The 12,580-nt window shown below is 62.3% G+C and carries 12 protein-coding genes; all 12 read right to left on the reverse strand.

Going from position 1 to position 12,580, the window contains the following annotated elements; all coding sequences use genetic code 11:
* Positions 1-274: 274 nt before the first annotated feature.
* The 12 genes from PHS32_RS06365 to slmA all read right to left on the reverse strand — a co-directional run bounded on the left by PHS32_RS06365 (position 275) and on the right by slmA (position 12,520).
* Positions 275-1,123 (reverse strand): NAD(P)-dependent oxidoreductase, encoded by an 849-nt coding sequence (locus PHS32_RS06365; RefSeq protein ID WP_301078074.1) that lies wholly within the window; start codon positions 1,121-1,123, stop codon positions 275-277.
* Positions 1,124-1,141: 18 nt separating this feature from the next.
* Positions 1,142-1,906 carry an enoyl-CoA hydratase gene (locus PHS32_RS06370; protein ID WP_301078075.1) on the reverse strand — a complete coding sequence of 255 codons (765 nt, stop codon included), beginning with the start codon at positions 1,904-1,906 and terminating at the stop codon, positions 1,142-1,144.
* 13 nt (positions 1,907-1,919) lie between these two features.
* Positions 1,920-2,513 carry a 2-hydroxychromene-2-carboxylate isomerase gene (locus PHS32_RS06375; RefSeq protein ID WP_301078076.1) on the reverse strand — a complete coding sequence of 198 codons (594 nt, stop codon included), beginning with the start codon at positions 2,511-2,513 and terminating at the stop codon, positions 1,920-1,922.
* Positions 2,514-2,541: 28 nt separating this feature from the next.
* Entirely contained in the window at positions 2,542-3,276 is a 735-nt protein-coding gene (locus PHS32_RS06380) for an SDR family oxidoreductase (RefSeq protein WP_301078077.1), read from the reverse strand.
* A 90-nt stretch (positions 3,277-3,366) separates the two neighbouring features.
* On the reverse strand, positions 3,367-4,188 hold the full coding sequence (locus PHS32_RS06385) for a thioesterase family protein (RefSeq protein WP_301078078.1): 822 nt from the start codon (positions 4,186-4,188) through the stop codon (positions 3,367-3,369).
* Positions 4,189-4,239: 51 nt separating this feature from the next.
* Positions 4,240-5,436, reverse strand: coding sequence for an acetyl-CoA C-acyltransferase (locus PHS32_RS06390; RefSeq protein WP_301078079.1), 1,197 nt, complete (start codon positions 5,434-5,436; stop codon positions 4,240-4,242).
* 68 nt (positions 5,437-5,504) lie between these two features.
* The gene (locus PHS32_RS06395) at positions 5,505-6,020 is read right to left on the reverse strand and encodes a DUF4442 domain-containing protein (protein WP_301078080.1); all 516 of its coding nucleotides are present in this window, start codon (positions 6,018-6,020) and stop codon (positions 5,505-5,507) included.
* A 151-nt stretch (positions 6,021-6,171) separates the two neighbouring features.
* Positions 6,172-8,571, reverse strand: coding sequence for a 3-hydroxyacyl-CoA dehydrogenase/enoyl-CoA hydratase family protein (locus tag PHS32_RS06400; protein ID WP_301078081.1), 2,400 nt, complete (start codon positions 8,569-8,571; stop codon positions 6,172-6,174).
* A gap of 111 nt (positions 8,572-8,682) precedes the next feature.
* Positions 8,683-9,141, reverse strand: coding sequence for a DUF2147 domain-containing protein (locus PHS32_RS06405; RefSeq protein WP_301078082.1), 459 nt, complete (start codon positions 9,139-9,141; stop codon positions 8,683-8,685).
* A gap of 35 nt (positions 9,142-9,176) precedes the next feature.
* Entirely contained in the window at positions 9,177-10,973 is a 1,797-nt protein-coding gene (locus PHS32_RS06410; RefSeq protein WP_301078083.1) for an acyl-CoA dehydrogenase C-terminal domain-containing protein, read from the reverse strand.
* 5 nt (positions 10,974-10,978) lie between these two features.
* The gene (locus PHS32_RS06415; RefSeq protein ID WP_301078084.1) at positions 10,979-11,683 is read right to left on the reverse strand and encodes a TetR/AcrR family transcriptional regulator; all 705 of its coding nucleotides are present in this window, start codon (positions 11,681-11,683) and stop codon (positions 10,979-10,981) included.
* Between the two features lie 150 nt (positions 11,684-11,833).
* Positions 11,834-12,520, reverse strand: coding sequence for a nucleoid occlusion factor SlmA (gene slmA / locus PHS32_RS06420; protein ID WP_301078085.1), 687 nt, complete (start codon positions 12,518-12,520; stop codon positions 11,834-11,836).
* Positions 12,521-12,580 lie beyond the last annotated feature (60 nt).

Raw genomic sequence — 12,580 nt, forward strand, 5'->3', positions numbered from 1 at the left:
GGCTCCGCAGCATACCCAGATTACCTATTTTTGGCAAGCGATTGCTTTGTATAAATAATGCAGCACTATCGTCCTGCGGCGAGCGTCGGTGGTTTGCGTTGGCCGCATACCAACCCTGGCTGAAAGATCAGGCTGGCGGGGCGCTCAGCGCAGGTAAAGGAGGAGCCCGCAGGGCGGGGGACACGGAGCTGAGTGCCCCGCCAGCCTGATCCACCCGCTACGCTGAACAAGGGTTTGGCATGTCCTCATTTCGGGAAAATCCACAGTCCCAGGTTCAATCGACAAAGAAATCCGGGATGAAGTTTTTGGTGCCGGGCGTTACCGAATACTTCTCCAGGTCGGTGATGCCGTGCGCGGCCAGCAGGCTGTCGTCGATGTAGAAGTTGCCGCTCTTAGTATTGCTGTCGGTCAGAATCAGGTAGGCCGCGTCCGACAGGATTTCGGGTTTGCGGCACAGGGCGACGTCGACGCCCGGAATCATCTGCATGGCGGCGGTGGCGATGGCGGTGCGCGGCCACAAGCTGTTGACGCCGATACCGTACTTCTTGAACTCGCCGGCATGGCCCAGCGTGCACATGCTCATGCCGTACTTGGCCATGCTGTAGGCGGTGTGACCCTGGAACCAGTGCGTCTTCATGGACAGCGGCGGCGACATGGTCAGCACCTGCGGGTTGCGACTGGCGGCCGCCGATTTTTTCAGCTCGGACAGGCAGGCCATGGTACACAGGTAAGTGCCGCGCGCGTTGATGCCGTTCATCAGGTCGAAGCGTTTCATGGGCGTGGCTTCGGTGTTGGTCAGACTGATGGCGCTGGCGTTGTTGACCAGGATATCGATGCCACCAAAAGTTTGCACCGCCTTGGCCACGGCGGCAAAGACGGCTTCGTCATCGCGGATGTCCACCGCCAGCGGCAAGGCCTGGCCACCCATCGCCTCCACCTCTTTGGCGGCGCTGTAAATCGTGCCCGCCAATTTCGGGTTGGGGTCGGTGGTCTTGGCCACGATCACGATGTTGGCGCCGTCCGCCGCCGCGCGCCTGGCAATGGCCAAGCCGATGCCGCGCGAGGCACCGGTGATGAAAAGGGTTTTGCCTTTCAGGCCGGGACTCTGCTGTGCTGTACTCATGCTGGACCTTCCTGCCATTTAAATCTTTGAGAAATCCGGTTTGCGCTTCTCCAGGAAGGCCGTGAAGGCCTCGCGGGCAGCGGGTTCCTGTAGCAGGCGGGCGAAGCTGGCGCCCTCTTCCTGCAGACGCTCGGCGACGATCCCCACCTGCGCTTTTTTCATCAGGCGCTTGGTCTCTATCAACGAACCCAAGGGCTTGGCGGCCAGTTTGCGCGCCTGGCGTTGCGCCAATGCCGCCGCCTCGGTCGGTGGCACGATGCGGCTGATCAATCCCATTTCCAGCGCCGTCTCGGCCAGGAACGGTTCCCCCAGCAGCAGCGCCTCGGCCGCGCGGCCATAACCCATCAGTTGCGGCGCCAGATAGCTGGAGGCGGCTTCCGGACACAGGCCCAGGTTGACGAACGGCATGGAGAACGCCGCGTTGTCGCCGGCGTAGACCAGATCGCAATGAAACAGCATGGTGGTGCCAATGCCCACCGCCGGGCCGCACACCGCCGCCACCAGCGGCTTGGAAAAGGTACTGATGGCGCGCAGGAACTGAAACGCCGGGGACTCCTGGGAGGTCGCGATCCGGTTCAAGAAATCGCCAATGTCGTTGCCGGCACAGAAAACGGTTTCATGCCCTTGCAGCACGGCGACGCGCAGCGTGGCGTCGGCGTCGGCTTGCGCCAGTGCATCGGCCATGGCCGCGTACATGGCCCGGGTCAGGGAATTTTTCTTCTCCAGCCGGTTCAGGGTGATGGTCAGGACACCGTCGGTGCGGTCTATCAGCAGTTCATTCATGTCAGGTTCTCAATCAATGGGTCAGTGCTTCGCGCACGAAATCGAGTCTATCCTGACCCCAGAACATCTGCTCAGCGACAAAAAAAGTCGGCGCCCCAAAGACGCCGCGGGACACGGCTTCCTCGGTGGCAGCCTTCAACTGGTCCTTGACCGCCTGCTCGCTGGCCAGCGCCAACAGTGCCCGGGCGTCAAAACCGGCAGCCTGCAACACGCCGGCCACGGTGGCCGGATCGTTCATGTTTTGCGCCTCGACCCAGATGGCCCGGAACATGGCGTTGCAGTAATCCATGAAGCGCGGGTCCTGGCGCATTTGCAGGCCTACCGCGATGCGCATCAGGGTCAGGGTGTTGATCGGGAAGAACGGATTGGTCTTCAGCGGCACCCCATAACGCCCGGCGAAGCGGGCGAAGTCGCGAAATATGTACTTGCCCTTGGCCGGCACGCTGGCCGGCGAGGCGTTGCCGGTGGCCACAAACACGCCGCCCAGCAGCATCGGGCGCCACAACACAGTGGCGCCGGTGTCGCTGGCCAGCGCCGGCAATTGGGTCGAAGCCAGGTAGGCCGCCGGGCTGCCGAAGTCGAAGTAGTACTCCACTGTCTTGCTCATTTGAAGGTCTCCAGGGTGATGCGGAAATTCAGAATTTTTCGATCCAGGGGCGCAGGTCCAGTTCATGCGTCCAGGCGTCGCGCGGCTGGCAGTGCAGTTGCCAGTATTGCTCGGCAATGTGATCCGGGTTGAGAATGCCTTGCTGCGCCTTCAGCGCGTAGCGATCCGGGAAATTGCTGCGAATGAACTCGGTGTCGATGGCACCGTCGATCACCACATGCGCGACGTGAATGCCCAGCGGCCCCAACTCGCGCGCCATGCTCTGCGCCAGCGCCCGCAGCGCATGCTTGGCGCCGGCGAAAGCGGCAAAGTTGGCGGCGCCGCGCAGCGAGGCGGTGGCACCGGTGAAGATGATGCTCTGCTGGCGCTGCGGCGTGGCGCGCTGGACCATGCGTTTGGCGACTTCGCGGCCATTGAGGAAGCCGCCGAAGCAAGCCATCTCCCAGATCTTGAAGTACTTGCGCGCCGTCTCCTGCAGGATGCTGCTGGGCGCGTTGGCGCCGATGTTGAACACCAGCACTTCGATCGGTCCAACAGTCGATTCAATTTGCTCGACCAGCGCCACCACTTCTTCTTCCTTGCGCGCGTCGCTGGCAAAGCCCAGCGCGGCGCCGCCAGCGGCAGTGATGCTCTCAAGCAAGGGTTGCAGCTTGTCCAACTGGCGCCGCGTGACGCAGACGGTGAATCCTTCGCGGGCAAAGCGGCGCGCAATGGCACCGCCGGTGGCGTCGCCGGCGCCGACGATAAGCGCTACTTTGTTCATGGCATCAGCCCAGCGCCAGGCCGCCCCAAGCAGGGCTGGGCCCCCTCGGGGGGCAGCGCAGCACACGAAGTGGCAAGCGTGGGGGTCATATTATTCCTTGTAGTAGACGATCTGGTGGGTTGTGGCCAGCAACAGCCCGGCTTCATTCCACAGCTGTGCCGTTTGATCAAAAAATCCGTTGCGAAAGGCCTGCGCCCGTGCCTGACCGAGCAGGAAGCCGGTCCCCGACTGGGTCAGTTGCGCAGCGTCGGCATGGAAATAGACCGTCATCGACACGGTGCCGGCCGGCACCCGCAAGGCGCGGCGCAAGTAGACGCGCGGAAAAAAGATGTCCGCCATGGCGGCCAGGGAACAAAAGTCCACGGCCCTTGGCGGCGTTTCGCGGACCCACAGCTGCGACAAGCTGGTATCGCCCTTGCCGTCCCACTCGACGGGAAACATGCCTTCGATAAAACGCATGTCGTAGCGCTTGACCCATTCCACGCTGCCCATCGGTTGTACCGTCGGCAAGTTATTCGGGCGCGACACCGTCGGCAAGGTGGCGTCGTCGCTGCTCCAGGTGGCACGCCGGGTGGCCGTGATGGCGCTTGCGGTCAGCATCACCTCCTCAACGCCCATCTTGTTGGTCTGCAACAGCTCGATCAGCCAGTGCTGGGTGGAGCGGTTGGTGCGCCGTGGCGTGGCCGACAGCTTGAAGGCTCCAGCCGCGATCTGGCCGGCGTAATTCACGGTCAGCGAGATCGGCGCCCCCAGCAATGCCGGATGCTGCAGCACCGCGTTCAAGGCGGTCGCCGCCAGCACGCCGCCAAACGGTCCCACCATGTTCCAGTAAGCGTCCGTGGTGGCGCCGGCGTAGACATCGGACGCCAGCGGCAACAAGCGCAGCGCGAGGTCGAACGGATGATTTTCCATGCCCACAGTGTGACGCCAGCGCCAGACCCGGGCTGTCCGGTGCGTGACGCGTCAGACGCGCTCGAAGATGCCGGCGGCGCCCTGCCCCATGCCGACGCACATGGAGACCATGGCGTACCTGAGCTGGTTGCGCTGCAGCGCATGGATGGCGGTGGCGGAACGGATGGCGCCGGTGGCGCCCAGTGGATGACCCAGCGCAATGGCGCCACCCATGGGGTTGACCTTGGCCGGGTCCAGCCCCAAGGTATTGATGACGGCCAGCGACTGTGCCGCAAAGGCCTCGTTGAGCTCGATCCAGTCAATGTCTTGCTGCTTCAATCCGGCGTAGCGCAAGGCCGCCGGAATGGCCTCGATCGGGCCAATGCCCATGATGTGCGGCGGCACGCCTTTGGCGGCAAAGCTGACGAAGCGCGCCAGCGGCTTCAGGCCGAACTGCTGGACCGCCTTCTCACTGGCCAGGATCAGAGCGCCGGCGCCGTCCGAGGTTTGCGAGCTGTTGCCGGCGGTGACCGAACCGCGCGCCGCGAACACCGCCTTGAGCTTGGCCAGGCCCTCCAGGGAGGTATCGGCACGGGCGCCCTCGTCGACACTGACGAGGCGTTTTTTCTCGATCACCTGGCCGGTCTGCAGATCGGGCGAGCGGTCGGTCACTTCGATCGGCGTGGTCTCGGCGGCAAAATAACCGGCGGCCTGCGCGGCCAGCGCCCGCTGGTGCGACTGGACCGCGAACTGGTCCTGCGCTTCACGGCTCACCTTCCACTGCGTCGCCACCTTCTCGGCGGTCAGCCCCATGCCGTAGGCAATGCCCACGTTCTCGTCGTTCTGGAACATGGCCGGCGAGAACGAGGGCGAATTGCCGCCCATCGGCACCATGCTCATGCTCTCGACGCCGGCGGCGATCATCACATCGGCTTCGCCGACGCGAATGCGGTCGGCCGCCATCTGCACGGCGCTCAGGCCGGAGGCGCAAAAGCGGTTCACCGTGATGCCGCCGACGCTGGTCGGCAGACCGGCCAGCACGGCGCCAACGCGCGCGATATTGAGGCCTTGCTGACCTTCCGGCATGGCACAGCCGCAGATCAGGTCCTCGATGCTATTGGGGTCCAGCGCGGGCACTTGCGCCAACGCCGCCTGCAAGACCTTGACCAGCAGATCGTCGGGACGGGTGTTGCGGAAAAATCCGCGCTGCGAACGGCCGATCGGGGTGCGGGTGGCGGCGACGATATAGGCTTCTTGCACTTGTTTCATGAGAGACTCCTTAAAGGGTTGAGAGCAGAACTTGCGGTCTTTCCGCCACGCTCTGCCCCGCAATGTTTTCAGTTTTTGCGTGGGGCTGAGGGTATCCAGGCCCAGATAAATTCACACTCGATCGGTTGTGCACCGGATTCATCGGTCACTTGCACCGCCACCGTGACTTCGCCCTTGTCGACCTGCTGCATCAGGGCGCGCTGCTGGTCGCTCAACGTGGCCACGGCACGCAGGGCGCCTTGGGCGCGTTTCTTGAACGCCACCTTGAGTTCCTTGACCAGCGGCAGGCAGTCGTCGCGCACGTTCATGCCCACCACCATGCCGGTGGCAGTCTCCACCAGCAGCGTCATGGCGGCGGCATGCACGCCCTTGATGTGGTTCTGCACCCGGCGCTCATTGGCAATGGCGATTTCCACGCACTGGGGCGTCATCACGGCAAAGTCCAACCCGGCCGTGCCGGTGAACGGCACGGCGCGGTGCAACACCAGGTTGCGCGCCCAGCCGCGGGCAAACGCCGGCACGGCGTCAAGCTGCTTGAGCGAACGCAGCAGGCGATTGGGTTTTGAAACAGCAGCGTGGGTCATGCGTGGTACTCGAAGTAGGTTCGTGACTGAGCAAGCGTAGCGAGGAGTCGTCAGGCTAGGCGCGGGTGCCCGAAAACAACCGAAACGTACTTCTGTACGTGAGGATTGTTTTGGGGCTGCAACGACGCATGGCGACTCCGCAGTAGCTTGATCAGTTACGAACCGGTTTGCCGGTGGACATCATGCCCATGATCCGCTCCTGGGTCTTGGGATTCACCAGCAACTCGCAGAAGGCGCGGCGCTCCAGCGTCATCAAATACTCTTCGCTGACCAGACTGCCGGCGTCCACATCGCCGCCGCAGACCACGTTGGCAATCAGGCTGGCGATGTGAAAGTCGTGCGCGCTGATGAAGCCGCCGTCGCGCATGTTGACCAGCGAGCCCTTGATGGTCGCGGCACCGCTGCGTCCGGCCATCGCAAACAAGCGCTTGTGCGGCGCCCGGTAACCGGAATTGAACATGGCCTTGGCCTCGTTGAGGGCGACAAACAGCAACTCGTCCTTGTGCGGCACGATCACATCGCTGTCCAGCAGATAGCCCAGCTTGCGCGACTCCAGCGCACTGGTTCCCACCTTGGCCATGGCCGCGGCGGTGAAGCCTTCGGTCAGGAACGGCAGCAAGTCCTTGCCGGTGGAACTGGCCGCGTTTTCGGCGGCACGCCGCGCAATGTAGGCCAGACCGCCGCCACCCGGCACCAGACCGACGCCCACTTCAACCAGGCCGATATAGCTTTCCATGGCCACCACGCGCCTGGCCGAGTAAGCCGCCAATTCACAGCCGCCGCCCAACGCCAGACCGCGCACGGCCGACACCACCGGCACGTTGGCGTAGCGCAATCTGAGCATGGCCTGCTGCATTTCCAGTTCGGCACCATCAATCGCCTGCACGCCCGCCATCATGAAGGCCGGCAACATGGCCTGCAGATCGGCGCCGGCGGAAAAGATCTCGTCATTGGACCAGATCACCAGTCCTTTGTAGCTGGCCTCGGCCAGATCCAAACCCTGTAGCAAGCCCTCGATCACGCCGGGGCCGATGGCGTGCATCTTGGTCTTGATGCTGGCAATCACAACTTCGTCATCGAGCGTCCACAGACGGATCGCCTCATCCTCATGCAGCGTCTTGCCGGTGGCCTCAACCCTGGGCGCATTGGCGCCCAGCACGCTCTCGGGGAAGTGCTGGCGCGCGTAGACCGGCAGGCTGCGTGGCAAGACGAACTGGCCGGTGCTGGGATTCCAGGAGCCCTGCGGCGTGTGCACGCCACCGGCATCGGCCACCGGGCCTTTGAAGACCCAGTCCGGCAGCGGCGCCTGGCACAAGGCCTTGCCGGCGTCTATGTCTTCCTTGATCATGTTGGCCACGGTCAGCCAACCGGCTTCCTGCCACAACTCGAACGGGCCCTGCTTCATGCCGAAACCCCAGCGCATGCAGAAGTCCACATCGCGCGCGTTGTCGGCGATGGCGGCCAGGTGCACGGCCGAGTAGTGGAAGCTGTTGCGCAGAATGGCCCACAGGAAGCGCCCTTGCGCGCCTTCGCTGTCGCGCAGCAATTTGAGGCGCTCGGCGGCCGGCTTTTTCAGCATGCGGGCATAGACCTCATCGGCCTTCTGGCCGGCCGGCACATACTCCTTGGACTCCAGGTCAAAGCGCAACACTTCGCGCCCCACCTTCTTGAAAAAGCCGGCTCTTGTCTTCTGGCCCAGATTGCCCATTTCAAGCAGGGTTTTCAGTACCTCGGGCGTGGCAAAGCTCTCGTAGAAAGGATCGCTCTCCAGGTTCAAGGTGTCCTGCAAGGTCTTGATCACATGGGCCATGGTGTCCAGGCCCACCACATCGGCAGTGCGGAAGGTGCCTGAGCTGGCGCGGCCCAGCTTCTTGCCGGTGAGGTCGTCCACCACGTCGTAGGTCAGGCCAAAATTGGCCACTTCCTTCATGGTGGCCAGCATGCCGGCAATGCCGACCCGGTTGGCAATGAAGTTGGGCGAGTCCTTGGCCCGAACCACGCCCTTGCCCAGGTTGCTGGTGACGAAGGCCTCCAGATCATCCAGAATTTGCGGCGCGGTGGTGGGGGTGTTGATCAGTTCCACCAGCATCATGTAGCGCGGCGGGTTGAAGAAGTGAATGCCGCAAAAGCGCGGTTTGATCGCCTCAGGCAGCACTTCGCTCAACTTGGTGATGGACAGGCCCGAGGTGTTGGAGGCGACGATGGCGTGCGGCGCCAGGAAGGGTGCGATTCTCTTGTACAGATCGAGCTTCCAGTCCATGCGCTCGGCAATCGCCTCGATCACCAGGTCGCAATCCTTCAGCAGGTCCAGGTGCTCTTCGTAGTTTGCCTGGACTATCAGTGCGGCGTCCTCCGGCACGCCCAAGGGCGCCGGTTTGAGTTTTTTCAGGCCGTCGATGGCCCGGCTCACGATGCCGTTCTTCGGGCCTTCCTTGGCCGGCAGGTCAAACAGGATGACAGGCACCTTGACATTGACCAGGTGCGCAGCAATTTGCGCACCCATCACGCCGGCACCCAGCACGGCAACTTTTTTCACATTAAAGCGGGGCATGTTCGTTCCTGAAAATTAGTTTGGAGAAGCTTGGGGGACCGAGCGCAGCAACCCGCTCTGTCATCAGGGCTGATCGGAGCCTGGATGGCTGCCAGCTCGGTCCGCCACTGGTTACGGTACGCGAACCCAGGTCTGGGTGCGGCCCAGCAAGGCAAAGCCGATAAAGCCGCGGACTTCGAGTTTTTTGCCGCCCTCGACGGGCGTCATCTTGAGCTTGTAGATGGTGCCGCTGTCGGGATCGACAATGTGGCCGCCTTCCCAGACATCCTTGCCGTCCACCTTCTTGGCACCGCGAATGATCTCCAGGCCCAGCAGGGGCTTGTCCTTGCGGTCATCGGTGCACTCCTTGCAAACCGCTTTTTGATCGGCCTCCTTGCGCAGCAGCTTGTCGATACGGCCGCTGACCACGCCGTCGCTCTCGCTGATCTGGATCTGGCTTTTGATCTCCCCGGTCTTGTCATCGATGCTGTGCCAATTGCCTACCGGCGTCATCTGCGCCTGGGCGCCAGCAACAACACACAGGGCCACCACTGCCAGCGCAGCACGAATCACGGATCGCGTAGTTTTCATCACAGGTCTCCTAGAGGGTAATTATGGAAATGCGTTTACAGCAACGCGGCATCAGTATCCATCAATACCTTGCTGCCGGCGCGCGCCGTGCGCATCAGTGTGGCGGTCTCGGGAAACAGCTTGGCGAAGTAGAAACGTGCCGTCTGCAACTTGGCCAGATAGAAGTTGTCGCTATTGCCGGCGCCGATTTGGCGCAGCGCGACTTGCGCCATGCGGGCCCAAAAGTAGCCAAACACCAGGTGCCCGGCAACGCGCAGGTAGTCCACGGCAGCGGCACCCACTTCATCCGGATTCTGGAAGCCCTTGAAGCCGATCTCGGTGGTGAACTTGGTCATCTGCTCGCCCAGCACAGCGATCGGCGTGATGAACTCGGCCATTTTTTCGTTGACGCCTTCTTCTTCCACCAACTTGGCCACCAGCTTGCCGAACTTCCTCAGCGTGGCGCCGTTGTTGCCCAGTATCTTGCGGCCCAGCAGGTCCAGCGACTGAACGGTGTTGGTGCCCTCGTAAATCATGTTGATGCGGGCATCGCGCACGAACTGCTCCATGCCCCATTCCTTGATGTAGCCGTGGCCGCCGAAGACCTGCAGGCAGGCCGAAGTGGCGGTCCAGCCGTTGTCGGTGATGAAGGCTTTGACGATGGGCGTCAGCATGGCCAGCAACTCGCCCGAGTCCTTGCGCACTTTTTCATCCGGATGGTTGTGCTCTTTTTCCAGCAGCATGGCGCAATAGCACAGCAGGGCGCGACCGCCCTCGGCGTAGGCCTTGGCGGTGAGCAGCATCTTGCGCACGTCGGGGTGCACGATGATGGGGTCGGCCGGTTTGTCCTTCGCCTTGGGGCCGGACAGAGAGCGCATCTGGATGCGCTCCTTGGCATAGGCCAGGGCGTTCTGGTAAGCCACTTCGGTCAAGCCCAGGGACTGGTTGCCGACGCCCAGGCGCGCCGCATTCATCATCACGAACATGCCATTCATGCCCTTGTTGGGCTGGCCCACCAGGGTGCCGATGGCGCCGTCCAGCACCAGTTGCGCCGTGGCATTGCCGTGAATACCCATTTTGTGTTCCAGGCCGCCACAGTAGATGCCGTTGCGCGCACCCAGCGAGCCATCCGCGTTGACCAGAAATTTGGGCACGATGAACAGGCTGACGCCCTTGATGCCGGGCGGCGCATCGGGCAGCCGGGCCAGTACCAGGTGAATGATGTTGTCGGTCAGGTCTTGCTCGCCGGCACTGATGAAAATCTTGTTGCCGGTGAGCTTGTAGCTGCCGTCAGGCTGCGGCTCGGCCTTGGTCCGCATGAGGCCCAGGTCGGTACCGCAATGGGCTTCGGTAAGACACATGGTGCCGGTCCATTCGCCACTGGTCATTTTGTGCAGGTAGGTCTGCTTTTGCTCCTCGGTACCGTGGGTCACCAAGGACGCGTAAGCGCCGTGCGTGAGGCCGGGGTACATGGTCCAGGCCTGGTTGGCACTGTTGAGCATCTCGTAGAAGCACTGGTTGACCACCAGTGGCAGACCCTGGCCACCGAACTCGGGCTCGCAAGCCAGCGCGGCCCAGCCGCCCGCTATGTATTTGGCATAGGCCTCCTTGAAGCCCTTGGGCGTGCGCACGGCGTGGCTGGCCTGGTCGATGGAGCAGCCTTCGGCGTCACCGCTGACGTTCAGCGGAAAAGTGACTTCGGCGGCAAATTTGCCGCCTTCTTCCAGTACCGCATTGATGGTGTCGGCATCGATATCGGCATGCTTTGGAAGTTGCTTGAAATCGTCGACCACGTTAAGCAGTTCATGCATCACAAATTGCATGTCGCGCAGGGGCGGGGTATAGGTGGGCATGCTGATTACTCCTTTGAGGATGGGTTTGGTTTTGCGGGGCGCGCGGCTTTGGTGACGGCCGGCTTGCCGTAGCGCGCGAGAATATTTTCAAAGCCTTTGTTGGCATGCTGGAGGGCACCCGGATGCTTTAAAAAGCGGGCTTCATAGTGCAGGGCCAGAATCAGTCCGTGAATCTCGAAGGCCATTTGCTCTTCGTCGGCATCGGCCTGGAGCTGGCCCTCCTCCTTGGCCTGGACCACCGCCCGGTACATGGCGGCCAGCCAGGTCTTGACCGAGCTGGCCAGCGCGTCGCGGACCGGACCGGGCCGGTCATCGAACTCGACCGCGCCGCTGATGAAAATGCAGCCCGACCGGATTTCGACGGCGACCCGCTTCATCCAGTTGGCAAACAACGCGCGCACCCGCGGCAGGCCGCGCTCCTCGTCCATGGCGGGGAAAAAAACTTCGTCGGAGAAGCGGGCGTAGTACTCGCGGATGACTGAAATCTGCAGCTCTTCGCGCGATCCAAAATGCGCAAATACGCCGGATTTGCTCATTTTTGTGACCTCGGCCAGGGTGCCTATGCTCAGGCCCTCAAGCCCGATCTGCGCCGCCAGGCCCAGCGCCGCGTCAATAATGATCTGCTTGGTTTGCTGCCCTTTTTGCAAGGCACGGGCGCCGCGCCGACCACTGGAGCGCGCGGGGACTACCGATAATTCAGAAACTGGCATGGTGCATAAAATAGAACGACCGTTCTATTTTGCAGTATTTTTGATCGGCTCGCCGGTCAAAGGCCAAATCTAGAGAAGTTTTTCTAGGGTAAGCGGGGGTTTACCCGCATTTGCTCAAGAGGCTGGTCGCTGCGGTCTGTCCCGCAAGGTCTAGAGTATCAGAGCCAAGCTGGCTTCAAGGTGCTCCGAGGGCAGGCGCTTGAAGCCCGAACGTGCAAAGCGCTGCAGGCGACCCACGACAAAAGCGGTCAAAACAGAAGCGCACACCTGGCTGTCGACGCTGGGCGTGGCCGAACCGCTCAATTCGGTGGCGCCGCGCAAGCTCTGCTTGAAAGTGGCTTCGATCTTGTCAAAAAACTGGTTCATGCGTTGCTGCAGGCGTTCATTCTCAAACACCAGTGCATCGCCGACCATGACACGGGTCATGCCCGGATTTTTTTCCGCAAACTGCATCACCATGGCCACGATTTTGGCCGTCTGGCGCATGCCGGCTCTAGCGCCGTGTGCCGGGTCCGTCGGATCGGCCGAGTTCTCCCGGTCGGTGATCTGGTTAATCAGGGAAAAAATGGTTTGCTCGATGAACTCGATCAAGCCCTCGAACATTTGCGCCTTGCTGGCAAAGTGACGGTACAGCGCGGCTTCGCTGACCGCCAGTCGCGCCGCCAACCCGGCAGTGGTGATGCGCTCGGCACCGGGCTGCTCCAGCATGGTCGCCAGCGCCTGCAATATCTGCACCCTGCGCTCGCCCGGCTTGGGCCGTTTTCGAACCGGGGCAGCATTCTCGCCACCGGAAGAGGTTGGGGCAGTCGCGGGGGTGGGAACTTCAACGTCAGACATGGTACAGAGGGCGGAATGATAATTTCATTCTCGCACAGTGGAGCCAAGGGTTTTCGCGGA

Source organism: Rhodoferax sp. (genome assembly GCF_028714215.1).
In the GTDB taxonomy this organism is placed as follows: domain Bacteria; phylum Pseudomonadota; class Gammaproteobacteria; order Burkholderiales; family Burkholderiaceae_C; genus Rhodoferax.